Genomic DNA, 22,403 nt, shown 5'->3' on the forward strand with positions numbered 1-22,403 from the left:
GTCAAAGCTCCAGTTTCAGGCTAAGTGCGTATTCCTGTTCTTTTGGAAAAGCGAAGACAGGTAAGCCGGTTTCGGTTTCGATTGTGGTCAGGCAAGCCTCAAGGTCTTGTGCGCTTGCCGTGGCCAGTACAAACCACATATTTAAGGCGTGAGCGCGTCGGTAGTTGTGGGCGACTTCGGGATGGCGGTTCACGGTTTTGACAACGCTGTCCCACCGTTTTTCCGGTACAGACATGGCGACCAGACAGTAAGCGCCGCCTAAGGCTTCAATTTGGAAGAGGGGGCCAAAGCGGGTCAGGACTCCGGATTGACGCAGGCACTGGACACGCGCAATCAGGTCGGATTCGCTTAAAGAAAGATCAGGAGCCAGTCGTGCAAAGGGGCGGGAGCAGATGGGGAAACCCTCTTGCAAGCGATTGAGAATGTGGCGGTCGGTGTCGTCTAACTCGACCGGCGCATGCAGTGGCGTCGTGTGAGTGTCAGTCATGATAGGCCGGGCCAAGCAGGGCTCCGCGTTGTTTGAAACAGCGAGTGGAAAACAGCACGTCCTGTGGGAACTGTCCCAAGCCTAAACGGCTATTCAGTTCCGCATGGTGAGCCAGTACGTGCTGGCGATCTTTGCCGTGAATCATGCAAAACAGGTTGTGATTCCAATGTGGCGGGTGGGGCTGTCGTTGGTAACAAAGCGTGATGCCGTTTTGCCTGGCCAGTTCCTCACCCAAGGCGTCGATACGATGGTTGTCTACCGTCCAGACACACATGGCATTGGCGCTATAGCCCAGCGTGCGATGGCGTAAAACCAGACCAAACCGTCTGAAAACACCTTGTTCCAGAAAGCTGCGCAGGTGTTGCAGAACTTGTTTCTCACTCATTTGGGCATGCTCTGCCCAAGGTTTGAAAGGTTCGGCTTGTATCTCCAAGCCTTGCAAGGAGCGCTCCAGGAGTTTGCGTTCGGCGCTGCCTAATGCAGGCAGACTATGGCTTGGTGCCAAGGGGCTGGCAATTTTGACATGAGTAGTCAGGCTAAACCCCAGGTCAATGTGATAGGCCCGGAGCATGGGCAAGGACAAGGGCAACAAACCGGTGTATTGGGCGATGTGGTCCAGGGTTGCCTGCCGTTCTTGCTCATTCGCACAGGTCAGCACAAACCATAGATTGACCGCGTGTTCGCGTGCGTAGTTGTGGTTCACAGCGGGCAGGGTGCTGATCCAGTTCGCAATCCTGTCCAGATCCTTGGCTGGGATAGGCATGCCCACCAAGGTGCTGCTCATGCAGGCGGGGTTCAGTACCGGCCCGATACGGCTGATGATGCCATCGCTGCGCCAGCCTTGGAGATAGTCCATCACGGCTTGCTCGCTTAGTCCCAATAGCAGCCCCAGCTTACGGAACGGACGGGACTCCAGGGGGAAGCCGTGTTGCCAGGCATTCAATAGTTGAAAGGCAGAAGGGGAAAGATCAGAAACCAATGCGACCACTCCGATGCGTAAAAAACACCCCGCTGGGTTGCTGAATCTCCAGGCTGTCCAATCGCTTGAAACTGCGGGTGTCGTATACGCTGACTCGATTATCGTCTCGTGCTGAAATCCAGACAGCCTCGCCGCGTGGGGTGAACTCCATGTGGAGAACCGCTTTGCCTGCTTCCAAGGTCCGAATCACTTCTAAAGTGGCAACATCAATGACCTGTACCTTGTCGTTGTCTGGGAAAGCAAAGTTCACCCAGACTTGCCGGCCATCGGGCTGAGCCATGACGAAAACGGGTTGGCCCTGAACAGGGATGCGAGTTTTTTCTTGCCAATCCAAGGTGCTGGCCACTAGTACTTCATGGCGTCCAATGGCAGGCAAAAACAAGTCCTGACCCGCTTGGGACCAGCCACGCAGATGCGGCATCTTGTAGACGGGCAGGGCGGTTTCGCCTTTGCCATAGCCTGGCAAGATTTTTCGGACTCCATTTTCAGGCTTCCATAAATCCAGCATGGCCAAAGCGTCTTCGCCAAACAGGCCGGCAATGTAGTAGCGTCCGTCTGGGGTGACCATGGCATCGTAAGGTTGGCTGCCTGCCGCAAAACGCCGTGTTGTGGGGCGCAGCGGGTCGGATAAGTCGGTGAGCCAGATTTCACCGGCCTCGAACAAGGAATAGGCGAATTGCTGATTCGGTAGGTCAGCCAGTCCAACCACCTTGGCGCGTTTGTCGGGGGCGTAGTAGGACGGAACTTCACTGACCAATTCCAGGGTCTTTGCGTCAAAAACCTTGATACCGCCGGGTTCGTAGTTCTGTACCACAATCAGCTTGCCGTCCTGGGAGATCGCCCCACCTATGGCATTGCCGGACTGAATAATGCGGCGGACTACAACTTGTTTGATCAGGTCCACTTTGCTCAGCCCGCCATCACGTCCGAATATATAGCCATACCGTCCGTCGCGCGAATAAGTGATATGGGCGTGGGAGAGGTCACCCAAGCCCTCAATACGCGCCAAGCGACTGCGGTGACTGGTCTCAACAAGGGCTACGCTGCCTGTGGCGCGCTCGACGATCAGCCCCAGGTCGTTAGTGCCGCGTAGTGAGTTGGCACAGCCGCTTAACACGACAAGCAGGCTAAGAGTCATGAGTGCTTTCATGGTGCTGTATCCGAGTTCTGGAGAAGAAAGTTCGCCAGCCATAAACTTTCCGCTGGCTGCAAAAAGCGGTTCCAGGCAGGCATGGCGGTGCCGGGGCGACCTTGCATGATGGTCAAGGCGATTTGTTCTGGGCTTTGGCCTTGCAAGGCATCTGCCGTCAAAGCTGGGCCTAGACCTCCTTTCAAGAACAAGCCATGACAGGAACCGCACTCTTGATGAAGTAGTGTTTGTAAAGAGAGGCGCTGCTCTGAAGTCAACGTAACGTCATTTGCAGTGGCTTGTTGCGGGTCAACAAGGGTGAGCAATACAGGCAACCCAATCCGGGCCAGAGTCCGTCTGCCGCAGCGTTTTAAAGAGAAGTGCAAACCACTCACATCAGTGCCCAGGATGATTCGGGTGTGAGTGCGTCTTGCGTGTTTGATGTGGGCTGCGGGTAGTCCGGGTGTAGCTGTACAACTTGCCCAATGATCAGCAAGGCGGGAGGGCTAAATGTCTGTGCTAGCTGTGGAAGTGTCTGCAATGTACCCAAGCCCCATCGCTGGCTTTTAAGTGTGGCGTCCTGTGCCAGGGCGATGGGCGTATGTGGGCTGCGTCCATGTTGGATCAAGGCCTGGGCGATATGACGGCAATTGGCCATGGCCATGTAAAACACCAGCGTACAGGTGGGGTCGGATAGGGAGGCCCAGTTCAGTTCCAGGCCTTGGTTGTCCCGCAAATGTCCGGTGATAAAGCGCACACTGCTGGCCAGCCCGCGATGAGTCAAGGGAATGCCTAAAGAAGCCGCACAGCCCGTTGCGGCAGTAATTCCAGGCACAACCTCGGCCCGGACGCCGTGTTGTTGCAGATAAAGCTGCTCCTCGCCGCCGCGCCCAAAAATAAAGGGATCACCGCCTTTTAGGCGGATAACGCGCTGATGCGTTCTGCTCAGTGATAAGAGGATGTCGTTGATGTCGTCCTGCATGCTGGGTTTGCACGCGGCCACCTTGCCAACATCGTGCAGGGTGGCTTCAGGGTTGATGCAGCTCATGATGGCGCGGCTGACCAAGCGGTCATAGACCACAGCATCTGCATGTTGCAGCAGGTATAAAGCGCGTAGTGTGAGAAGTTCAGGGTCGCCAGGCCCCGCCCCAACCAAATAAACCTTGCCGTGCATCGTTGCGCTCCTTGACGGTAGCAAGTACCGAAATACAGTCAAACAATGCAGAAAATTGTAGGAGAGCAGACCGCTCTGATATGGGCACGGTTGGTGCTCAAGAGAAGGGTGCAGAGCCTTGCTCCTGTCACTCAGATAAGGTGTTATCTGTTGTTAAGTCCGGCTCTCGTAAGGGAAATTAGGCTGAGAGTGGTTTTTGCGGCTGCAGAGAGGGGCGCATAAGCAGTTGAAAAACATTCAAAATCACAGTATCAGTCGGCTAATTTTGAAGTTTTAAAAGTTCAAATAACATATTTGCGACGGCCTGTTAAGTTTCGCGGCACAAATTAGGGAAAGTCCTGCAACTTGTATCAACAGTGAGCAATGATGCGGGTTACAGAGGTTTTTTGCTTGACACGGGTATTAAACGAAGGCTTAATACGCGGTAGCCAACCGGGGTGCTTATGCGCCCGGTAGCAATGGCAGACGGCAGTGCTTAGCTGCCCTTTCGTTTGTCACTATTAAGTCTGACCGCCACACACTGGTTCCCGCTGGGGGCCCGTAAAATAATTTTCAGGGGTATTTTCTCAATGAATAAAACCGAGCTTATCGAATTCATTTCCACCAAAGCCGATCTGTCCAAAGCTGACGCTGGTCGTGCGCTGGATGCGTTTATCGATGCCGTGACCACCACGCTGAAAGAAAAAGATACGGTTACTCTGGTTGGTTTTGGCACCTTCGCTGTGTCGGAACGCGCTGCCCGTTCGGGTCGTAACCCACGTACCGGCGAAACCATCGAGATCGAAGGCGCAAACGTGCCTAAGTTCCGTCCCGGTAAGGCTCTGAAAGACGCCCTGAATTAATTTTTAAATTAATTGGCGCAAAAGACTTGCAAAAAAAAATCTTTGATCCTATAATTCTTTTTCTTCACAAGAAGAACGGCATCACAGAAATGGGTGCTTAGCTCAGCTGGTAGAGCGGCGCCCTTACAAGGCGTAGGTCGGGGGTTCGAACCCCTCAGCACCCACCATTTCTTTTGCTAGTCGAATCAAGCACTTAGGTAAAACTAAGTGCTTTTTTTGTGCCTGTTTAGCCCGCTTTTTGGATAGCCTCAACCAACCAGGATTGGCTTGCTACCCACTCAACTACGCCCTGCATTGAAGCCTGTTTAAGCTTGGATGGTGTGCTGGGAAAATGTAATGGCTTGTAAACAGATCCGCACAAACGGCACCTGGGAATACGTATTCAAAAAAGCCGGGTTACTGGAAAAACCTGTCCATATGACCTTCGTCTCTGAGCAAGGGGCGATGAGTATGCCCAGCGGTTTGATGTCCTTTACGGGATTGGGGCATCATTTCTTCAGCGCATCAGCCAGACGGCCGCATCCTGACGATTAACGCCTTGGACAGAGAGTGCCAACCGGAAGCCCATCCATTCCCGAAGAATGTCGCAGCACAGCGCACGATTGTGCGCATGCATGAGGATTGGCCGTTGGCCAGGATTACTGTCGGCTGGGTAGATAATTGGATCATCAGAAATAAAAAGGGTGGGGCTGCTGCGCCAGCTACCATGAGTGCCCGCGTAGGGGCTCGTTGCACCGACTGGGGAGTGAGAAAAGGCTACGTCCAGTTTCCTGATCATTCACAGCGTCTCGTTACCGGATGGGTACGCACATCAAGTTGGATGCTGCGCTGTCGGGTGGCGGACGTGTTGATATGGGGCGGGACCGTAGGCTTAGCGCGGTGAGTACGAAAGGAAATTGGCGATCATTCAAGAGGGCCGACTTCCGCGAACAAGGACTGATCTGCCGTATCCGCCAGCTTTGGAGTGCATTGTCATGCGACGGTGAAGTGGTTGGCATGCTAAATTACGCAACCCCCCTCCAGTTGGCGGAGGCCCGCAATAAGTCAGGATGAAATGGCAAACGAATATAACTTAATGCTTGTGATCGGCGCTGGGCTCAGTCTTATAGCTGCCCTGCTGCATGTTGGGGTGATCATTGTTGGGCCTTCCTGGTATCAACTGTTTGGCGCAGGCGATCGCTTTGTGCGTGCGGCTCAGGCTGGCCGCTGGTTTCCTGCGGTGTTTACAGCAGGGATCGCCTTAGTGCTTGCGGTATGGGCGGCCTACGCGCTGTCCGCTGCTGGCGTGATCGAGCGCCTTCCCTTGGTGCGACCGGCTTTGATCGGCATTACCTCGATCTACTTGTTGCGCGGTTTGCTTGGGCCGTTGGCCCTGGCGGGTACCGGTCGAAGCCGCCGGTTTATCATGATCAGCTCAGCGATCTGTTTGGTTTATGGGCTGGTGCAAGTATGGGGCTCTCTAGTCTAAATGGTTGCGTGCCGGGTTAAGCATCAGGCGGCTATTTAACCGACCCGCGACATCAAGCACGTAGACTCCGCCAGCTTAAACACTCTGGCACTCCACATCGACAAAAAAAATCCCGTCATTGATGGTGGGAGACATATTGTTGCGGCTATCAGTCAGTCCCCTGATGCGGTACGGGTTCACACTACCCACTTTTTCACGCACCCACTGCTCAAGCACATTTGCGTGTTGAATGAGTTGCACGGGGACGCCGGCTTCCCGGCCACGGCCCTTAGAGGTGGTGGGGGGAGGAATTCCGGCCATAGGTATGCTGGGGGCGGTGCGCAACTGATTGCAGTTGTCAGCTCCCCAGATTCAGCGGCAAACCAGCCAGGGAAGGCGGCATTCAGTCGTTCGACACGCTCCTCACCAATGCGCTTTTGACCTGTTTTTCTTCCAGGGGAGAGCATGCGAGAGACGTAGCTGGGGCCAACGTCAATTCCTGCATTACCTGCGAGTAAGTGACCTATAGGTATTCAGATATGGGCACAGTGCTCTGGGATATCGACGTATAGCGGGGCGCAAAGTCATGAGGCCGAGCACCCTTCATATGCTTCGTTGATGGTTCGCGCAGGTGTGGCGTCGGTTTAATTTGTAACGGCGCTATCTATATCTGCAAATAGCGTCCATAGTGTGTCCAGGGACATTTTTCCCCTGATTAATTAGGACATACATTGAAAACAGAAATTGGTATCGTGAAGTGGTTCAATAACGAAAAAGGCTTCGGCTTTATCATGCCCGAAAGTGGCGGTAAAGACCTCTTCGCACACCACAGTGAAATTCAGGGTGCTGGGTTTAAATCTCTTGAAGAGAACCAACGAGTTTCTTTCGTTGCAGGCGTAGGCCAGAAAGGCCCTTGCGCTACCCAGATCCAGATCATTTGATCCTCTGCTTGCCTGATTAGGCAAGCGTTGCGTTGATCAATAAAGCCGGGCCCTTTGAAACATTGGGTTCGGCTTTTTCAATTCTACTTATCCGGTCCAAGGCAAGGTAGGGCCGAGATGATTTCGCAGTCTTGCCAAACTTGTCGCTGCTTTTTGCCTGCTCTTGAGCGCAGCGACTATTTCAGGTGACACTAGGCTGGTCGATATGCGCTCCTTGGGTCTTCATGAGCAAACTCCTCTCTTGTCTGTCTCCACTTGCCACTCTGATTCTGGCTTGGCTGGCCTTCATGTTTCTTCTGTTTTTCCCGCCGCTGTGGATCCTGTGGCCGTTGTTGGTCGTGAGCCTGGGCTGGATCAATTACAGAGGGATACGCTATGCATTGGGCGATAGTGGCAAGTCCAAGCCGTGGCACCTTTGGTTCAATGTCGGCGAGTGTCTGTTGGCGGCGATTGTTCTAACTTTGCTGATCCGTGACCTTAGTGTTCCTGCCGCCTGATTTTTTCCTTGTCGTACAAGAAACGCGCTTATGTGTTCGGGCCCTTGGCTTGATCGCTGGTTGCCTTTAATCGCTCAACGTGAAATCGCCTCGCCGGTGCTGGAGACAGGCTGTGGTTTTGGTGACGACACGCTGACTTTGATCCGGGCAGGCGTGAAGGTGATGGCTTTTGATCTCTCGCCTGAGTGCGTGGCGATCGCGCAGCAGCGTGCGCCCGAGGCGCAGATTGAGTGCAGGGATACGCGCGGCCCTTGGCCGGAAGCGGCGAATAATCTTGAGCTGGTTCTGGCCAGTCTGTCCTTGCATTACTTTCCATGGGATGAAACCCGGACCATTGTGCGCAGAATCTGGAACAGCTTGCGGCCCGGTGCCTTGTTTCTATGTCGTCTGAACTCGACCGAAGATGTGAATTTCGGTGCCGGGCAGGGCGAGTTGATTGAAGCCAACTTCTATCGCGACCAGGGCAATTGCAAGCGTTTCTTTGATCGGGCTAGCGTAGACCAGTCTTGATCCGGCAGCCGTTTCCGCCCCCTCCATCTCCCCGCTATATCTAACCAAAGAATCGGTATTTAGCCGGGTGTAACACCCTTGCTAGACTCGTTCTCATTGCTTGGAAATGGTTTCTAGGGGATGGGACATGAAGCGGATTCAACAGAGGTGGAAGGGCGTTCGGGCAGGGGCTTTGCTCGCTTTGGTGTTAGCGGCTGCAACGGCGGTCGCGGCCGAGGTCAGCATTCTGAATGTTTCGTACGACCCAACGCGTGAGCTGTACGCTGAATTCAACAAGGCATTCCAGGCACATTACAAAGAACAAACAGGTGACAGTGTGGTCATCCGTAGTTCCCACGGTGGCTCCAGCAAGCAAGCGCGTACCGTTATTGATGGTGTGCCCGCTGATGTGGTGACACTGGGTATTGCTTCCGATATCGATCAAATCGCCCAGTCCGGTTTACTGGACAAAGGCTGGCAAGCTCGCCTGCCGGACAACAGTACGCCTTACACCTCTACGATTGTTCTGCTGGTGCGCAAGGGCAATCCCAAAGGGATTCACGACTGGAACGATTTGATTCGCTCTGATGTGAAGGTGGTGACGCCTAATCCTAAAACCTCGGCAGGGGCACGCTGGAATTATCTGGCTGCCTGGTTGTATGCCTTAAAGCAAGGTAATGGGGACGAGGCGCAGGCCCGAGATTTTGTGGCCAAACTGTATCGCAACGTCAGCGTGCTGGATTCCGGTGCGCGTGGATCGACCACAACTTTTGTGGAGCGGGGCATTGGCGATGTATTGATTGCCTGGGAAAACGAGGCTCTCTTGTCGGTGAAGGATCTGGGGCCTGATCGCTTCGATATTGTGGTGCCTTCCAGCAGCATTCTGGCCGAGCCGCCTGTGGCATTGCTTGACACTAATGTCGCCAAGCATGGCACAGAAAAAGTGGCCCAAGCCTATCTGGAATATCTGTATAGCCCGCAAGGGCAGGAAATCGCCGCACGTCATTTTTACCGTCCTCGCCTGGAGTCGGTGGCCGCTAAGTACCGCGATCAGTTTCCGGCGTTGAAGTTGTATAAGGTGGATGATGAGCTGGGTGGCTGGACACAGGTGCAAGCCAAGCACTTTGCGGATGGCGGCGTGTTCGACAGCATCTACTTGAGCAGATAACCCTACTATCACCGAGGACCGTCCGATGTTACAGGCTCGTCTGTGGGGATTTTTGCCCGCTGTGCGCAAGCAGCGGGCTTTACCAGGCTTTGGGCTGACGATGGGTTTATCCATCAGCTATTTGAGCCTGATTGTCCTGATTCCCTTGTCTGCTGTTGTGCTCAAGACCACCTCTATGGGCTGGTCGGCGTTTTTGGAAACCATTAGTGCCGCGCGTGTCTTGGCTTCTTTGAAATTGACCTTTGGCATGGCCGCGTTGGCGGCGTTGATCAATGGTGTGTTCGGCTTGATTCTGGCTTGGGTTCTGGTGCGATACCGTTTTCCTGGACGCCGCATCGTGGATGCTTTGATTGATCTTCCCTTTGCCCTGCCCACGTCGGTAGCCGGTATTTCACTGGCCGCTATTTATGCGCCTACCGGCTGGATCGGTTCCTGGGCTGAACCTTATGTAGGGCAGATTGCGTTTACCCCTTGGGGGGTACTGATCGCCCTGGTGTTTATTGGCCTGCCTTTTGTTGTGCGTACCGTGCAGCCGGTTCTTGAAGAACTGGAGCAGGAACAGGAAGAGGTTAGTGCGTGTTTGGGGGCGGATCGCTTCCAGACGGTCACCAAGGTCATTTTGCCCGCCATTTTGCCTGCCTGCTTGACGGGCGTGGCCCTGGCTTTTGCTCGTGCGGTGGGTGAGTACGGTTCGGTGATTTTCATTGCTGGTAACGTCCCTATGGTCTCGGAAATTACGCCTTTGCTTATCGTGATCAAGCTGGAGCAGTTTGACTATGCGGGAGCTTCGGCCTTGGCTGTCCTGATGATGGTGTTGTCCTTCATCATTCTGTTGGCGATCAACCGTTTGCAGTGGTATTTGCAGTTGCGTCACTCAGGTCAGGCCAGTGCTAAAGCGGCAAAGGTAGCAGCGCCTTTATCTTTGGAGGGCGCACGATGAGCAGCCTGACAATAGACACCGCTGTGCAGGCGGTGCCGGTACAGACGGCACGGTTGCGGGCGGCACAGGATGAAGGCCCGGCCGTCAAAGCCATACTGATTGGCATTGCCTTGCTGTTTTTTGTGCTGTTCTTGCTGCTGCCTTTGATCCTGGTGTTCATGACGGCCTTTAGCCGGGGCATCATGCCGTATCTGTCCGCCTTGAGCCAGAGCGATACCTGGCATGCGGCCAGCCTGACGGTTCTGGTTGCCGTGATTGCGGTGCCGTTGAATATTGCATTTGGCTTGGCGGCGTCTTGGGCCATTGCTCGTTTTGAGTTTCGTGGCAAAAGCCTGTTGACCACCTTGATCGACTTGCCATTTTCGGTATCGCCCGTAATTGCCGGTTTGATGTTCTTGCTGATTTTTGGTCGACAGGGCCCGTTTTGGGACTGGCTGGATGCCAACAACATTCGTATCGTCTTTGCTTTGCCCGGTTTGGTCCTGGCGACTTTGTTTGTCACTTGTCCCTTCGTGGCGCGTGAGTTGATTCCACTGATGCAAATGCAGGGCAGTGAGGAAGAACAGGCTGCGCGGGTGCTGGGGGCCAATGGCAGACAGATGTTCTGGCGGGTAACGCTGCCCAAGATCAAGTGGGGACTGCTGTATGGCGTGATTCTATGCAATGCCCGTGCCATGGGCGAATTTGGGGCGGTGTCGGTGCTGTCGGGCCATATACGGGGCCAGACCAACACGCTGCCTTTGCATGTAGAGATTGAGTACAACGACTATCACACGGTGGGCGCGTTTGCGGCGGCTTCGGTGTTGGCAGTCTTGGCTTTACTGACGTTGGCGCTTAAATTGTGGGCCGAGCGCAAAATGGTTCAAGACGGTCATCACGGATGATCGCATTCGGAGTTCATTATGAGTATCGAAGTTCGTCATCTATCTAAACAGTTTGGTGCGTTTACCGCACTGGGTGATGTGACATTGGATTTTCCAGCGGGCGAGCTGGTGGCCTTGCTGGGGCCTTCTGGCTGCGGCAAGACAACCTTGCTGCGTATCGTGGCTGGCCTGGAACATGCGGATGCGGGTCAGGTGCTGATCAACGGCAAGGATGTAGCCGCCGTGGGCACGCGTGATCGCCAGGTGGGTTTTGTGTTCCAGCACTATGCCTTGTTCCGTCATATGACGGTGTTTGAAAATGTTGCCTTCGGTCTGCGTATCAAACCGCGTAAGCAGCGTTTGCCCGAAGCCCAGATTCGTCAGCGTGTGCATGAACTATTGGAACTGGTGCAACTGGACTGGCTGGCCGATCGCTATCCAGCGGCCTTGTCAGGTGGCCAACGACAGCGTATTGCTCTGGCACGTGCCTTGGCCGTAGAGCCGGGTGTCTTGCTGCTGGACGAGCCCTTTGGTGCTTTGGATGCCAAGGTGCGCAAAGAGTTGCGCTCCTGGTTGCGCCGTTTGCATGACGATCTGCATATCAGCACCTTGTTTGTGACGCACGATCAGGAAGAGGCCATTGAAGTGGCGGACCGTATCGTGGTGTTGAACAAAGGTCGGGTTGAGCAGGAAGGTGCTCCGCAGGATGTCTATAACCATCCGGCCAGTCCCTTTGTGTATGAGTTTCTGGGGGCAGCGAATCGCTTGCCGGGTCAGTTCGAGCACGGACGCTTTGTCGCTGATCCTCAGTTGGGGCAATTCGAGTCCAATCAGGCTTTGAATGGTCAGGCTACAGGGCAGGGCGAGGCTGTCGGATATGTACGTCCGCACGATCTGGATTTGCAGCGTCAATTGGATGGTCAGGGTATCGTCGTAGCCGTGCAGCGCATTATTCCTCTGGGCGCGACGGTGCGGGTTGAGTTGGCCTTGAACGAGGGGGAGCGAGCCTGGGAAGCTGAGTTTGATCATCAGCGCTGGTCGCAGCTGGGCTTGCGACCTGGTGAACGGGCCTTGGCCTTGCCGCGCAAGTTCAGCGCTTTTCCTATCGAGCCTGAGGCTGAAGTGCGTTTGTCCTGATTTTTTGCAAATTATTCACAAACAGGCTGCCCTTAGGGCAGCCTGTCTGCGTTAGTATCTGGAAGGTTTTTGTGAGGCGGGTTGTCTGCAGAAAATATTATAGAGATTCAGTATTGAGAATCATTCCTGTTTCTGTTAAGATTCGATACTTCACTGGGCATCCTGTCCGGTCCCGTCATGGTCCATGCGGGTTGCAGAATGTGTAGAACGGATTATGACCGGAATTGCTTCTCAAAAGAATAATCGCTCGATGCTGGCCTTGAAGGCAACTGGGTTGGTATTAGCGCTGGGATTGCACGTGGGTGTCGTGGCTACCATCTTGTGGACGGAAACCCCCAAGATTGTGGGCGAGCCCGCCCCGATGGATGTTGTCGGTGTGACCCTGGTGGAAGTGTCGGAGTCCCCGGTTCAGCAAGAGCAGGTCAGCGCCCCCCCTGAGGAGGTGGTGGCTGAGCCTGAGCCTGAACCTGAACCCGAGGTGGAACCCGATCCCGAGCCTGAGCCCGAACCCGTTGTTGAGCCGGAGCCTGAGCCAGAGCCTATCGTGGAAAAACCACCCATTCCCGAGCCGCCCAAGCCCAAACCGAAACCCAAGCCGAAACCCAAGCCCAAGCCACAGCCCAAGCCTGAGGTCCCACCGGCAGAAACACCGCAGCCTGCTCAACCAGCAGCGCCGGCCGCTCAAGCAGGCCCGGCAACGGACAACACCTCCCAAACCGCTGCCCGCTCTACCGATGGGGACCGACCCAAGCTGATCGGTCGTGTGGATTATTTGGGGCGCCGTCCTGTGCCTGTGTATCCAAGGGCGTCGGAACGCCGTCGTGAACAGGGCCGCGTGGTGGTTCGTGTAGTGATTTCAACCCAAGGAACCGTGCTGGAGGCCAAGGTGCAAAGCTCTTCAGGCTATGAGCGTCTGGATGAGTCAGCATTGAAGGCGGTACGCACAGCGCGTTTCAAACCGTATACGGAAAATGGTGTGGCCTATCGTGCCATGGCCGATATTCCTTTCGACTTTGTTTACTAGGATATATCAATGATGCAGGAACTATTTCAAAGCGTATGGGTAAGCCTGGCACAAGTTGCAGGGCCTGTTGCCGATCAGGCTGCCGCCAGTGTTGCTGCTGCTGAGGAAGCGACCGGGGTGCTGCACTTTATCCAGCAAAGTGATGTGGTTGGCAAGACTTTGTTCGTGATCTTGGCCTTGATGTCGGTTGCCAGTTGGTACCTGATCATCGTCAAGGGCGTACTGTCCTTCCGTCTGAAGCGTCGCTCGCAAGGTTTCATGCGCGAGTTCTGGTCCGCCAGCTCCCTGGAGCAGGTTGAAAACGAAATCGCCACTCACGGTGCCCGCGATCCGTTCAGCCATTTGGCCAGTCACGCCATCCACGCTCAAAAACATCATGTGAAATATGGCGCTATGCGTCTGGAAGAGAAGGGTTCTACCGATGCCTTTGTCTCGCGCATCATGCGTAAAGTCATGGACGAAGAAACCGCCAAGCTGGAAAACGGCCTGACGCTGCTGGCTTCGGTCGGTTCCACCGCCCCGTTTGTGGGTTTGTTCGGTACGGTCTGGGGGGTGTACCACGCACTGATCAATATTGGTCTGTCCGATGGCGTGACCCTGAACAAGATTGCTGGTCCTGTGGGTGAAGCGCTGGTGATGACGGGGCTGGGTCTGGCCGTGGCGATTCCCGCCGTGTTGGCCTACAACGCCTTTGTGCGTACCAACCGCGTTTACTTGTCCCAACTGGACGCCTTTGCCCACGATTTGTTTACATTCCTGACCACAGGCCAACCCGTGCAGGACAACCAACCTGTTTTGCGCCGCGTCCCTAGCTCGGGTGGCGGTGCGACATCAAGCGCGGCAGCGGCTGCCAAGCGGGAGCACTAATCATGGCTTTTGGCAGCTTTGACAATCGCAATTCGGGCTCTGCGCTGTCCGAAATCAATATGGTGCCCCTGATCGACGTCATGCTGGTTCTGCTGGTGATTTTTCTGATCACCGCTCCGCTGCTGTCGCACTCGATCAAGATTCAGCTGCCCCAGGCCACATCCGAGCCGGTTCAGCAAGATCCCAAGACGATTGATCTGGCCATTGACGCTGAAGGGCAGATCTTCGTGAATGAGCAGCCTGTGGCGATGGAGGACTTGACTGCCACGCTGGCTCCCTACTCCAAGGATGAGCCTCAGCCTGAACTGCGTATCCGTGCTGATACCGATACGCGCTATGAAACACTGGCCCAGGTGATGAGCCGCTCCAAGGCGTCCGGTCTGACCCGTCTGGGTTTCATCACTCGTCCAGGCCCCACGACCAAGGCTGCTGGTCAAGACGGTCAAGACGGTCAAGCCAAGGATGGCGCCGCTACCCAGCAGGAAGCCGAGCCTGCGTCTGCTCCGTAATTCTGGGTTCTGGTTCGTGTTGTTTTTTCTGGCCCCTCGCTTTGCATCTGCAACGCGAGGGGCCAGTTTCGTAATAAAATCTCCCGAATGCGTGTACTAGTTATCGAAGACGACGCCATACTGGGCGCCGCACTGCAGGAATTTCTCAACGACCAGGGCTACGCTGTTGACTGGCTCCAGGAAGGCGAAAGTGCCTTGAAGGAGCTGACTGCCCAGGTCTATGACCTTCTGCTTCTGGACTTGAACTTGCCCGGTATCAGTGGCCTGGAGGTGCTGCGCCAATTGCGTCGGCAAGGCAATGCCATTCCCGTTCTGATTCTGACTGCGCGTGATGGCGTGGATGATCGCGTCGGTGGTCTGGACGCTGGTGCGGACGACTACCTGATCAAGCCCTTTGACCTGTCTGAGCTGGCCGCCCGAGTACGTGTGTTTGGCCGTCGGCGTAGTGGCCAGGTACAGCCTATTATCGATGTCGGTCCCTTGAGCTTTGATACCATTGGCCGCGAGTTGCGCTGTGCGGGTCAACGCGTCACTTTGTCGGTGCGGGAGTTATCCGTACTGGAAATGTTGATGATGCGCGCGGGCCGTGTGGTCACCAAGCAGCAAATTATCAACTCACTGTCTGCCTGGGACGCCGATTTCAGCGACAATGCGGTCGAGGTCTACGTGTATCGCTTGCGCAAGCGCCTGGAGGGCACCGGGGCGGTTATACAGACTGTGCGCGGCTTTGGTTATTTGCTCGATGTGGAGAGCGTGGCCGGAGCATAACGGCAGCCCGTGCCTGCTGTCTGAAAATCTAGGTCAACCATGCCCGATCAGCATCTTTCTCCAGCGGTAAAAACCTCCTTGTTGCGAGGCTGGCTGGAGCGCTTTCTTGCCCCCGGTTCTTTGGCCCGTAAATTGATGGGCCGTCTGTTTCCCCCGATCTCCATTCTGGTGGTGCTCGACTTGAGTGTTACCTGGATACTGACGCGACGCATGAGCCTGGAAGATTGGCTGCTGCGCGATATCTTCTGGACCATGGCGCTTAGCCAGGTATTGCTGGTCAGTCTGATTGCCTGGGTGTTGTTGTCGGGGATTCGCTCGCAACTGGCTTCTATTGATGATTTATCACAACAGATCCGCAATCGGTCCGATGATGACTTCGAGCGCCTGGATGCCAGTGCTTTGCCCGCCGAAGTGGTGCCGTTGGTGGAGCACTTTAACGAGTTGCTGGAACGCCAGCGTGATACCCTGCAGGCGCAAAAACGCTTTATTGGTCATGCGGCGCATCAGTTGCGTACCCCTTTGACCGGTTTGCAGCTGGAGTCTGAGCTGATGCTGGCACGACCGTTGCCAGAGGACATTCGCCAACGAGCCGAGCGCATCAAAAGCGTGTCGGACCGCATGATTCGCCTAGGTCAGCAGTTGCTGGTGCTGGCGCGCACCGATGCAGATAGCAATATCAAGGACAGTTTTGTGCGTCTGGATTTGTGCGAATGGGTGCGTGAAGAAGGCGGTGACTGGTTCTTGCAGGCTCGCCAGCATGGTGTGGAAATCCATTTGCTGGCGCCTGAAAAACCGGTCTGGATTGATGCTGCCCCCATATTATTGCGTGAGCTGTTGTCGAATTTGATGGATAACGCCTTGCGCTATGGGCTAGGTACAGACCGCATTGTTTTGCGGGTGGCCAGTAATCCGCCTTCTTTGTCGGTGGAGGATCACGGGCCGGGTATCGAGGCCAGCGAGCAGCAGCGCGTATTTGAGGCTTTTTACCGTTCCCCTGGCACGCAGGCGGGGGGCTCTGGTTTGGGCTTGGCTATTGTGCAGGAAATTGCCCGTGCACATGGCGCCTGGTGGAGCTTGATGAGTCGTCCTGATTTTCCGGGTACTCGCATCACCATTGTTTTTCCCGGTCCGCGTATTGGTGCGCGTCTGACCCGGCACGATACTTTGATTGGAAATTAAGCCTTGAACACAGCAACAGAAAACCCCAAGAAAGCGGCGCAAGCCGCCTTGTTAATGGGCGCGTTAGGCGTAGTGTATGGCGATATTGGAACCAGCCCGCTCTACACCATGAAAGTGGCCCTGAGTCCTTATGGACAGCCCGGCGCCGAACAGGTCTATGGAGTGTTGTCTTTGTTGTTCTGGCTGTTGACGGTGGTGGTCTCCATCAAGTACGTCACGGTAGTGTTGCGCCTGGATAATAAAGGGGAGGGCGGTACGCTGGCACTGATGGAGTTGGCTGCACGTGGCATTCAAGGGCCGCGTCGTCAGATCATTGTGGTGCTGGGGCTGATTGGCGCGGCTTTGTTTTACGGGGACAGTATTATTACGCCAGCCATTTCTGTCATGTCTGCGCTGGAGGGCATAGGTATGGTGTCCCATGTGCTGGATCCCTGGATAGTGCCTCTGGCGCTGGGGGTCTTGCTGGCCTTGTTCTTGATTCAGTCGCGCGGTACGGGAACCATGGGCAAGCTGTTCGGCCCCATTATGTTGACCTGGTTTCTGGTGTTGGGTGGGCTGGGGCTGTGGCGTGTTATTGAGCACCCGCAAGTGTTGCTGGCTTTGGATCCGCGTTGGGCCGTGGCCTTTGTTGCTGAGGCACCCTGGCAAACCTTTTTGCTGCTGGGGGCGCTGGTACTGGCCTTGACCGGTGCCGAGGCCTTGTATGCCGATATGGGACACTTTGGTCGTCCATTGATACGCAAAGCATGGTTCATGATCGTGATGCCTTGCCTGGTCCTGTGCTATTTCGGTCAAGGTGCTTTGCTGATTTCTGACCCGACGGCGATTCGTAATCCCTTCTTTTTTCTGGCTCCCAACTGGGCTTTGGTACCGATGGTCATGCTGGCCACGGTCGCAACGGTGATTGCGTCCCAATCCGTGATTTCCGGCGCGTTCTCTGTTACCCGTCAGGCAGTTCAGCTTGGATTCTGGCCACGCATGGTGATTCAACACACGTCGGCTAAAGAAGAGGGGCAGATTTATCTGCCGCGTGTGAACTTACTGCTGTGTGTGGCAGTGATGATTCTGGTTCTGAGCTTTGGCTCCTCGGATCGTCTGGCCCATGCGTACGGTTTTGCGGTAACAGGGACGATGTTGATGACCAGCTTGCTGGCCTTGCTTTTGCTGCCGCGCCGCGCCAGCGGAATCAAGCGTTGGGCCTGGTTGGGGTTGTTGGGTATTTTCCTGATTCTGGACGTGCTCCTGTTTTCGGCCAATGCGCTCAAGATTTTGGAGGGTGGCTGGCTACCCTTGTTAGTGGGCTCTGTGTTGTTGGGCCTGATGTTGACCTGGCGTCAGGGGCGCGCTGCTTTGCACGAGCGCCTGCTGGAAAACAAGCAGCCGCTGAAAGAGTTTTTGCTGAGTCTGGAGGAGTACGCGCCTACCCGCGTACCGGGTACGGCCGTATTCATGAGTACGATTCCCGACTCTGTTCCTCCGGCGCTATTGCATAACCTGAAACACAATAAGGTTCTGCACGAGCAGGTCTTGTTCTTGACTGTGACGAGTGCCGGTGTCCCTTATGTTCCATTTGGAGAGCGTTATACCCTGCAACGTCTCAGTCGTGGCAGTTGGCAGGCGGTCGCTTCCTGGGGTTTCAAGCAGGAACCTAATGTGCCGCAATTACTGGAGCAGATCACCCTGGAGCACCCAGAGCTGAATCTGGAGCCGATGCAAACGTCCTATTTCCTGTCGCGCCAGACAGTGATGATTCAATCGCGTCAGCCTTGGTATTTGGGCTGGCGTCGGCGCTTGTTTGCGTTCATGGCTCGCAATGCCAGCCGCAGTACCCGCTTTTTCAAGATTCCGCCTAATCGTGTGGTGGAGATGGGTATACAGGTGGAGTTGTAAATTGGAGATGGGCTAAAGAAACAGCCCGCAGAAATGAAGAATGGGCCTTGCAAGGCCCATTCTTTTTGTTTGACTACCTGCCAGGATAGCCGTGTGCATCGTGCACTTACGGGGCAGGCATCACCGTCGTGGTCTCGCGCAAAATACCGCCGCCTTCCACGCTACCGCGCACCGTTGTGTCCTGGCCGGTCATGGCTTTCAGGCAGTCTTGCTGGCGATCCGCAGGCAGACGATGACAACGCGCCTGGCGATTGGCATCCATATTGTGGTCGCGTTTGTCCAGCTTGTGGTGACGCGCGGCTTGCAAAGCGGCACCAGCTTCGCGACGGCAAGTGGTGCGCTGCTCACCGGTGAATTGTTCACAGCGCTGGATATCGCGTTGGTAGTCTTGGGACGGGGTTTGAGCCCAGGCAGCGGGTGAGAGCAAACCTAAGCTGAGCAAGCTTGCTTTCAGAATTCGGGATGGGCGTGTAAGTAGACTCATCGATCTCACTCCTTGACTTGCTAAGGGAATCACCGGCTTGGCGAGCGCTGTTACGAGCAGGTATGAGTAGCAGGCCGCAAAGCCCCAAAAACGACTGCGTATGGGGCAATTCCCGATACGCAGTAAACACTTACTAGTATAGGTGGAGCAGGTGCAAGTGAGGGTAATAAAACTTTTCTAAACCCCCATGGCTTGATTCAAGTCCTGTCGCTGCTTGGCGGTTCAGCCAATTCTTTGGGTAGAGGCGCTTTATGTGGCATGTCCAGGTAGCCCGGTTCATCCGGGCCATATTTGGCTAGACGCTGGCGATGCTCTCGCTTGATGGCGGCGCGCATCAAAAAAATGGCTGTCACCGGCGAGGTAATGATCAAGAGCACACTCAGGATGAGCGGGTGCAGGATAGGACGGCTCATCAAGTGGCTGGCGCTGATGGCTACGGCCAGCACCATAAAGAATGTACCTAATGTATTGCCCATGGTGGGGGCGTGGATGCGAGAGTAAAAATGCTTAAAACGCAGCAGGCCAGCTGACCCCACCAGAGCCACGATGCCGCTCAGTACTAGTAAAAGGGCGACCGGGACGGCCAGCCACCAGGGCAACAAAGGTGTAGTCATGGTTCGATTACCTCGGCGCGTAGCAGGAATTTCGCCATCGCTGCCGAACCTACAAAACCAAACAGGGCAATGAGCAAGGCGATATCAAAATACAGGGTGGAGTCAAAGCGGATGCCAAGGGCCAACAAGGCCAGCATGCCGTTGATGTACATGGTGTCCAGCGCCAGTACGCGGTCGGCGGCCGACGGACCCTTAAGTAGACGGATGACGGCGCAGCCCATGCCCAGGACAAAGCAGCCCAGGGCAAACTGACAGGCCCAGTAAACAATGTCTATCATTGGAAAATCTCCAGTAGCGGTTCTTGATAGCGCTTCTGAATAGTATCTAACCAGACCTGCTCGTCTTGTAGATCCAGAATATGCAAGGTCAGGACGCGGGTTTCATAGTCAAAGCCGGACCAGACGGTACCTGGTGTATAGGTAATGATGCAGGCCAGCGCTGCCAGACCGTGCGGGTCGGTCATTCGCAGGGGAATGGCTAAAAAACCGGGTCGGGGCGCATCGCCGCCTTTCAACACCAGATGGCCCACGGCAATATTGGACAGTGCAATGTCCCACGTGACTTGGCAGATGAGTTTCAGGGCCAGAAAGGGATGACGGATACTGGCTTTAACTGGACGAAAGGGAATGGCAGCCAAACTCAGGGCGATGGCCAGGAACAGGCCCAGCACCACGTAACCGGCCGAGAGTGAGTCGTTCAGCAGCAGCCATAGACTCAGTAGCAGCAAAGGCAGGAAAAGATGTTTGGTATAGCGTCGCATTAGAATCCCTCCGCCTGGACAGAGCGCACGGGGTTTTGCCGCAAGACCGAGCCGATGTAAATACGGGGTTCATCCAGTTGTTGCGCCGTCTGTTCCAGGTAAGTCGTGATGGGGCCGGCATACCAACTCAAGATCGCGCAAGCCATAATAATGCTGGCGATGGGGGCGGCTTCGATCAGTTTCAGGCGGGGAATCGTCAAGGAGCTATTGCTCCAGAACAGACGAATTCCCACACGCACCATGGCGATCAAACCGGCCACGCCCGAGATCAGCACGGCGGCTGTCAGAATCCAGGCGTTAAGCGGCTCTGGCGATTGACCCGAGGCTTTCAGGGCGGCCGTCAGCAAGGACAGCTTGGCCACAAAGCCCGATAGCGGCGGCAGGCCCACAATCAGCAAGGCGCAGGCAATAAAGGACATGCCAAGAAATACCATTACACCGGGGATGGCCACGCCGACCACATCATCGCTATGGTCTTCGGATTCCGGGTCGTCCAGATCAAAGACCTCCTGACTGACTGCCAACAGGTCGGCTCCAAAGGGCTTGGTGCGGCTGACCAGCTCCAGCAGCAGAAAAAACGCACCCAGAGCCAGTACGCTGCTCAGCATGTAATACAGGGCAGGGCCTGTCAGAATGACTCCTGGCATACCCAGGGCGGCCAGCAGGGTGCCTGAGGACACGATGATGCAATAACTGGCCAGCCGTTCGGGTTGTTGTGCGGCCATCACGCCGATAGCGCCAAAGGTGAGAGTGGCAATGCCCGCCGGGAACATCCAGGCCACGCCAAAGGCGGCCGGGGCTCCGGTGGGAAGTAGCAAGGAGCCGATGCGCAGCAGTGCGTAAATACCAACCTTGGTCATGATGGCGAACATGGCAGCGACTGGAGCGCTGGCATTGCCGTAGGCATTGGGTAGCCACAAGTTCAAAGGCCAGGCGGCGGCTTTGATCAGAAAGGCGATACCCAGGATGGCCAAGGCTGACTCGAACACTAGGCGGTCCGCGTCGGGCAGGGAGCCGGCACGCAGGGCTAAATCGGCCATGTTCAAGGTGCCAGTGACACCGTAAATCAGGGCGATGGCGATCAGCAGCAGGAAAGAGGAGATCAGGTTGACGGCGATGTAGTGCAGTCCGGCACTGACGCGGGCGGCGCCCGAACCGTGCAGCATCAGACCATAGGATGCTGCCAGCAAAACCTCGAAAAATACAAATAGGTTGAACAGGTCACCCGTCAGGAAAGCGCCGTTCAGACCCATCAATAGCAACTGGAACAGGGAATGGAAATGTACCCCTACGCGGTCCCAACGGGCCAGTGAATAGAACCAGCAGCAAAAAGCGAGCACATTGGTCAGAACCAGCAAAAAGGCGGCCAAACGGTCCACGACCAGAACGATTCCGAAGGGGGCCGGCCAATCCCCCAGCAGGTACACTCCGACGGATTGTGGCCAGATCGGGGCCAGCGTGCCATCGGCCAGTAACAATAGATAAACGGCACAAAACAATTGGGCCAATAAGGAGCCAAAGGCGATCAGCAGCTTGTAGTGACGGCGCTTGTCGCGCAGCATCACCATCAGGGCCGCAGCCACCATAGGGATGGCGACCGGCAATACGGGCAAGTGTTGGTTGAGTAGACTCACAGATCGTCTTCCTCGCGGCCATCAACGTGGTCAGTGCCGCTCAGGCCGCGATTGGCCAGAATGACGACCAGAAACAGGGCGGTGGTGGCAAAGCCAATCACAATTGCGGTCAACACCAAAGCTTGGGGCAGGGGGTCCGCATAGTCCACCCCCTGTTTGCTGGCGTTGATAACGGGAGCGGCGCTGATTTTGAGCCTACCCATACTGAAGATGAACAGGTTCACGGCGTAGGACACTAAAGCCAGTCCCATGATGACCTGAAAAGTACGTGGGCGCAGCAGGAGCCAAACGCCTGAGCCGGCCAGTACACCAATCGCAATTGAAAGCACGATTTCCATTATTTGTTCTCCATCCCGGATGAAGCGTTCGAGGCGGATTGCAGCGACGGTAGTTTGCGATAAAAACGTAGGGACTGGTGAGCCAACGCGATCAAAATCAGGATGGTGGAGCCAATCACCAGCATGAACACGCCGATGTCAAAAATCAGTGCGCTGGAAGTATGCACATTGCCAACCAGGGGCAGGTGCAGATCCCAGCTTTGGGCCGATAGAAAGGGCTTGTTAAAGGCCCAAGATCGGAAG

29 protein-coding genes and 1 tRNA gene are annotated in these 22,403 nt (G+C 55.4%); 17 read left to right on the top strand and 13 right to left on the bottom strand.

Annotated elements, in window-relative coordinates; genetic code table 11:
* Nucleotide 1: 1 nt before the first annotated feature.
* The 5 genes from AB7E06_RS07340 to cobA form a co-directional block, all read right to left on the bottom strand.
* The gene (locus AB7E06_RS07340) at nucleotides 2-487 is read right to left on the bottom strand and encodes an Lrp/AsnC family transcriptional regulator (protein ID WP_427955967.1); all 486 of its coding nucleotides are present in this window, start codon (nucleotides 485-487) and stop codon (nucleotides 2-4) included.
* Nucleotides 480-1,466: an Lrp/AsnC family transcriptional regulator gene (locus AB7E06_RS07345; RefSeq protein ID WP_346548330.1), complete on the bottom strand. Its 987-nt coding sequence runs from the start codon at nucleotides 1,464-1,466 to the stop codon at nucleotides 480-482. Before AB7E06_RS07345 ends, AB7E06_RS07340 begins: the two co-directional genes overlap by 8 nt.
* Nucleotides 1,456-2,616: a cytochrome D1 domain-containing protein gene (locus tag AB7E06_RS07350; RefSeq protein ID WP_427955971.1), complete on the bottom strand. Its 1,161-nt coding sequence runs from the start codon at nucleotides 2,614-2,616 to the stop codon at nucleotides 1,456-1,458. Before AB7E06_RS07350 ends, AB7E06_RS07345 begins: the two co-directional genes overlap by 11 nt.
* Nucleotides 2,613-2,801, bottom strand: a complete 189-nt coding sequence (locus AB7E06_RS07355; RefSeq protein ID WP_230017876.1) for a c-type cytochrome — start codon at nucleotides 2,799-2,801, stop codon at nucleotides 2,613-2,615. Before AB7E06_RS07355 ends, AB7E06_RS07350 begins: the two co-directional genes overlap by 4 nt.
* A gap of 185 nt (nucleotides 2,802-2,986) precedes the next feature.
* A complete protein-coding gene (gene cobA / locus AB7E06_RS07360) occupies nucleotides 2,987-3,769 on the bottom strand; it encodes a uroporphyrinogen-III C-methyltransferase (protein WP_108727613.1) in 783 nt (260 codons plus the stop codon).
* A gap of 569 nt (nucleotides 3,770-4,338) precedes the next feature.
* On the opposite strand from cobA, the gene AB7E06_RS07365 reads away from it, so the two are divergent.
* From AB7E06_RS07365 to AB7E06_RS07380, 4 genes are all read left to right on the top strand, one after another.
* Nucleotides 4,339-4,611, top strand: coding sequence for an HU family DNA-binding protein (locus tag AB7E06_RS07365; protein WP_427955976.1), 273 nt, complete (start codon nucleotides 4,339-4,341; stop codon nucleotides 4,609-4,611).
* Between the two features lie 91 nt (nucleotides 4,612-4,702).
* A tRNA-Val gene (locus tag AB7E06_RS07370) sits at nucleotides 4,703-4,778 on the top strand.
* A 169-nt stretch (nucleotides 4,779-4,947) separates the two neighbouring features.
* A complete protein-coding gene (locus AB7E06_RS07375; RefSeq protein WP_427955979.1) occupies nucleotides 4,948-5,145 on the top strand; it encodes a hypothetical protein in 198 nt (65 codons plus the stop codon).
* Between the two features lie 541 nt (nucleotides 5,146-5,686).
* Nucleotides 5,687-6,079, top strand: coding sequence for a hypothetical protein (locus tag AB7E06_RS07380; protein WP_427955982.1), 393 nt, complete (start codon nucleotides 5,687-5,689; stop codon nucleotides 6,077-6,079).
* Between the two features lie 75 nt (nucleotides 6,080-6,154).
* Here the strand turns inward: AB7E06_RS07380 and AB7E06_RS07385 are convergent, their stop codons facing one another.
* Nucleotides 6,155-6,379, bottom strand: a complete 225-nt coding sequence (locus AB7E06_RS07385) for a hypothetical protein (protein ID WP_321277870.1) — start codon at nucleotides 6,377-6,379, stop codon at nucleotides 6,155-6,157.
* A gap of 410 nt (nucleotides 6,380-6,789) precedes the next feature.
* On the opposite strand from AB7E06_RS07385, the gene AB7E06_RS07390 reads away from it, so the two are divergent.
* The 13 genes from AB7E06_RS07390 (at nucleotide 6,790) to AB7E06_RS07450 (ending at nucleotide 18,330) form a co-directional block, all read left to right on the top strand.
* The gene (locus tag AB7E06_RS07390; protein WP_094196995.1) at nucleotides 6,790-6,999 is read left to right on the top strand and encodes a cold-shock protein; all 210 of its coding nucleotides are present in this window, start codon (nucleotides 6,790-6,792) and stop codon (nucleotides 6,997-6,999) included.
* A gap of 224 nt (nucleotides 7,000-7,223) precedes the next feature.
* Nucleotides 7,224-7,496, top strand: coding sequence for a hypothetical protein (locus AB7E06_RS07395; protein WP_427955987.1), 273 nt, complete (start codon nucleotides 7,224-7,226; stop codon nucleotides 7,494-7,496).
* Nucleotides 7,497-7,526: 30 nt separating this feature from the next.
* A complete protein-coding gene (locus tag AB7E06_RS07400; RefSeq protein WP_427955990.1) occupies nucleotides 7,527-8,006 on the top strand; it encodes a class I SAM-dependent methyltransferase in 480 nt (159 codons plus the stop codon).
* Between the two features lie 127 nt (nucleotides 8,007-8,133).
* Entirely contained in the window at nucleotides 8,134-9,153 is a 1,020-nt protein-coding gene (locus AB7E06_RS07405; RefSeq protein ID WP_406611994.1) for a sulfate ABC transporter substrate-binding protein, read from the top strand.
* A 25-nt stretch (nucleotides 9,154-9,178) separates the two neighbouring features.
* A complete protein-coding gene (cysT, locus tag AB7E06_RS07410; RefSeq protein WP_427955994.1) occupies nucleotides 9,179-10,093 on the top strand; it encodes a sulfate ABC transporter permease subunit CysT in 915 nt (304 codons plus the stop codon).
* Nucleotides 10,090-10,977, top strand: coding sequence for a sulfate ABC transporter permease subunit CysW (gene cysW, locus AB7E06_RS07415; RefSeq protein ID WP_427955997.1), 888 nt, complete (start codon nucleotides 10,090-10,092; stop codon nucleotides 10,975-10,977). Before cysT ends, cysW begins: the two co-directional genes overlap by 4 nt.
* 18 nt (nucleotides 10,978-10,995) lie before the next feature.
* Nucleotides 10,996-12,093: a sulfate/molybdate ABC transporter ATP-binding protein gene (locus AB7E06_RS07420; RefSeq protein ID WP_230017883.1), complete on the top strand. Its 1,098-nt coding sequence runs from the start codon at nucleotides 10,996-10,998 to the stop codon at nucleotides 12,091-12,093.
* A 250-nt stretch (nucleotides 12,094-12,343) separates the two neighbouring features.
* Complete coding sequence (locus AB7E06_RS07425) at nucleotides 12,344-13,117, top strand: energy transducer TonB (RefSeq protein ID WP_427956030.1); 774 nt, start codon at nucleotides 12,344-12,346, stop codon at nucleotides 13,115-13,117.
* 9 nt (nucleotides 13,118-13,126) lie between these two features.
* Nucleotides 13,127-13,984 (top strand): MotA/TolQ/ExbB proton channel family protein, encoded by an 858-nt coding sequence (locus AB7E06_RS07430; protein ID WP_108727604.1) that lies wholly within the window; start codon nucleotides 13,127-13,129, stop codon nucleotides 13,982-13,984.
* 2 nt (nucleotides 13,985-13,986) lie between these two features.
* Nucleotides 13,987-14,493, top strand: coding sequence for an ExbD/TolR family protein (locus tag AB7E06_RS07435; protein ID WP_094196987.1), 507 nt, complete (start codon nucleotides 13,987-13,989; stop codon nucleotides 14,491-14,493).
* Between the two features lie 87 nt (nucleotides 14,494-14,580).
* Entirely contained in the window at nucleotides 14,581-15,261 is a 681-nt protein-coding gene (locus AB7E06_RS07440) for a response regulator (protein WP_094196986.1), read from the top strand.
* Between the two features lie 39 nt (nucleotides 15,262-15,300).
* Nucleotides 15,301-16,440: a sensor histidine kinase gene (locus AB7E06_RS07445; RefSeq protein ID WP_094196985.1), complete on the top strand. Its 1,140-nt coding sequence runs from the start codon at nucleotides 15,301-15,303 to the stop codon at nucleotides 16,438-16,440.
* 54 nt (nucleotides 16,441-16,494) lie between these two features.
* A complete protein-coding gene (locus AB7E06_RS07450; RefSeq protein WP_094198373.1) occupies nucleotides 16,495-18,330 on the top strand; it encodes a potassium transporter Kup in 1,836 nt (611 codons plus the stop codon).
* Between the two features lie 106 nt (nucleotides 18,331-18,436).
* On the opposite strand, the gene AB7E06_RS07455 is transcribed toward AB7E06_RS07450, so the two are convergent.
* The 7 genes from AB7E06_RS07455 to AB7E06_RS07485 all read right to left on the bottom strand — a co-directional run.
* Nucleotides 18,437-18,814, bottom strand: coding sequence for a hypothetical protein (locus AB7E06_RS07455; protein ID WP_094196984.1), 378 nt, complete (start codon nucleotides 18,812-18,814; stop codon nucleotides 18,437-18,439).
* Between the two features lie 197 nt (nucleotides 18,815-19,011).
* Nucleotides 19,012-19,428, bottom strand: a complete 417-nt coding sequence (gene mnhG / locus AB7E06_RS07460) for a monovalent cation/H(+) antiporter subunit G (protein WP_094196983.1) — start codon at nucleotides 19,426-19,428, stop codon at nucleotides 19,012-19,014.
* The gene (locus AB7E06_RS07465; protein ID WP_009461751.1) at nucleotides 19,425-19,706 is read right to left on the bottom strand and encodes a K+/H+ antiporter subunit F; all 282 of its coding nucleotides are present in this window, start codon (nucleotides 19,704-19,706) and stop codon (nucleotides 19,425-19,427) included. Before AB7E06_RS07465 ends, mnhG begins: the two co-directional genes overlap by 4 nt.
* Complete coding sequence (locus tag AB7E06_RS07470; RefSeq protein ID WP_094196982.1) at nucleotides 19,703-20,188, bottom strand: Na+/H+ antiporter subunit E; 486 nt, start codon at nucleotides 20,186-20,188, stop codon at nucleotides 19,703-19,705. Before AB7E06_RS07470 ends, AB7E06_RS07465 begins: the two co-directional genes overlap by 4 nt.
* Nucleotides 20,188-21,774 (bottom strand): monovalent cation/H+ antiporter subunit D, encoded by a 1,587-nt coding sequence (locus tag AB7E06_RS07475; RefSeq protein ID WP_230018783.1) that lies wholly within the window; start codon nucleotides 21,772-21,774, stop codon nucleotides 20,188-20,190. Before AB7E06_RS07475 ends, AB7E06_RS07470 begins: the two co-directional genes overlap by 1 nt.
* A gap of 44 nt (nucleotides 21,775-21,818) precedes the next feature.
* The gene (locus tag AB7E06_RS07480) at nucleotides 21,819-22,160 is read right to left on the bottom strand and encodes a Na+/H+ antiporter subunit C (protein ID WP_094196980.1); all 342 of its coding nucleotides are present in this window, start codon (nucleotides 22,158-22,160) and stop codon (nucleotides 21,819-21,821) included.
* Nucleotides 22,160-22,403 (bottom strand): MnhB domain-containing protein (locus AB7E06_RS07485; protein ID WP_427956007.1); only part of this gene is annotated, 244 nt, incomplete at its 5' end. The genes AB7E06_RS07485 and AB7E06_RS07480, both read right to left, overlap by 1 nt.

The organism is Alcaligenes sp. (assembly GCF_050255915.1).
Taxonomy (GTDB): Bacteria; Pseudomonadota; Gammaproteobacteria; order Burkholderiales; family Burkholderiaceae_B; genus Alcaligenes; species Alcaligenes aquatilis.

Excerpts from the sequence above, each read along its gene's own strand:
- AB7E06_RS07440 (WP_094196986.1), top strand. The coding sequence starts at position 14,581 with ATGCGTGTACTAGTTATCGAAGACGACGCCATACTGGGCGCCGCACTG.
- mnhG (WP_094196983.1), bottom strand. The coding sequence starts at position 19,428 with ATGACTACACCTTTGTTGCCCTGGTGGCTGGCCGTCCCGGTCGCCCTT.
- cysW (WP_427955997.1), top strand. The coding sequence starts at position 10,090 with ATGAGCAGCCTGACAATAGACACCGCTGTGCAGGCGGTGCCGGTACAG.
- AB7E06_RS07420 (WP_230017883.1), top strand. The coding sequence starts at position 10,996 with ATGAGTATCGAAGTTCGTCATCTATCTAAACAGTTTGGTGCGTTTACC.
- AB7E06_RS07385 (WP_321277870.1), bottom strand. The coding sequence starts at position 6,379 with ATGGCCGGAATTCCTCCCCCCACCACCTCTAAGGGCCGTGGCCGGGAA.
- AB7E06_RS07350 (WP_427955971.1), bottom strand. The coding sequence starts at position 2,616 with ATGAAAGCACTCATGACTCTTAGCCTGCTTGTCGTGTTAAGCGGCTGT.
- AB7E06_RS07340 (WP_427955967.1), bottom strand. The coding sequence starts at position 487 with ATGACTGACACTCACACGACGCCACTGCATGCGCCGGTCGAGTTAGAC.
- cobA (WP_108727613.1), bottom strand. The coding sequence starts at position 3,769 with ATGCACGGCAAGGTTTATTTGGTTGGGGCGGGGCCTGGCGACCCTGAA.
- AB7E06_RS07400 (WP_427955990.1), top strand. The coding sequence starts at position 7,527 with ATGTGTTCGGGCCCTTGGCTTGATCGCTGGTTGCCTTTAATCGCTCAA.
- AB7E06_RS07470 (WP_094196982.1), bottom strand. The coding sequence starts at position 20,188 with ATGCGACGCTATACCAAACATCTTTTCCTGCCTTTGCTGCTACTGAGT.
- AB7E06_RS07395 (WP_427955987.1), top strand. The coding sequence starts at position 7,224 with ATGAGCAAACTCCTCTCTTGTCTGTCTCCACTTGCCACTCTGATTCTG.
- AB7E06_RS07445 (WP_094196985.1), top strand. The coding sequence starts at position 15,301 with ATGCCCGATCAGCATCTTTCTCCAGCGGTAAAAACCTCCTTGTTGCGA.
- AB7E06_RS07425 (WP_427956030.1), top strand. The coding sequence starts at position 12,344 with ATGCTGGCCTTGAAGGCAACTGGGTTGGTATTAGCGCTGGGATTGCAC.
- AB7E06_RS07475 (WP_230018783.1), bottom strand. The coding sequence starts at position 21,774 with ATGGTGGCTGCGGCCCTGATGGTGATGCTGCGCGACAAGCGCCGTCAC.
- AB7E06_RS07430 (WP_108727604.1), top strand. The coding sequence starts at position 13,127 with ATGATGCAGGAACTATTTCAAAGCGTATGGGTAAGCCTGGCACAAGTT.
- AB7E06_RS07465 (WP_009461751.1), bottom strand. The coding sequence starts at position 19,706 with ATGATAGACATTGTTTACTGGGCCTGTCAGTTTGCCCTGGGCTGCTTT.
- AB7E06_RS07435 (WP_094196987.1), top strand. The coding sequence starts at position 13,987 with ATGGCTTTTGGCAGCTTTGACAATCGCAATTCGGGCTCTGCGCTGTCC.
- AB7E06_RS07480 (WP_094196980.1), bottom strand. The coding sequence starts at position 22,160 with ATGGAAATCGTGCTTTCAATTGCGATTGGTGTACTGGCCGGCTCAGGC.
- AB7E06_RS07455 (WP_094196984.1), bottom strand. The coding sequence starts at position 18,814 with ATGAGTCTACTTACACGCCCATCCCGAATTCTGAAAGCAAGCTTGCTC.
- AB7E06_RS07375 (WP_427955979.1), top strand. The coding sequence starts at position 4,948 with ATGGCTTGTAAACAGATCCGCACAAACGGCACCTGGGAATACGTATTC.
- AB7E06_RS07380 (WP_427955982.1), top strand. The coding sequence starts at position 5,687 with ATGCTTGTGATCGGCGCTGGGCTCAGTCTTATAGCTGCCCTGCTGCAT.
- AB7E06_RS07365 (WP_427955976.1), top strand. The coding sequence starts at position 4,339 with ATGAATAAAACCGAGCTTATCGAATTCATTTCCACCAAAGCCGATCTG.
- AB7E06_RS07450 (WP_094198373.1), top strand. The coding sequence starts at position 16,495 with ATGGGCGCGTTAGGCGTAGTGTATGGCGATATTGGAACCAGCCCGCTC.
- AB7E06_RS07405 (WP_406611994.1), top strand. The coding sequence starts at position 8,134 with ATGAAGCGGATTCAACAGAGGTGGAAGGGCGTTCGGGCAGGGGCTTTG.
- cysT (WP_427955994.1), top strand. The coding sequence starts at position 9,179 with ATGTTACAGGCTCGTCTGTGGGGATTTTTGCCCGCTGTGCGCAAGCAG.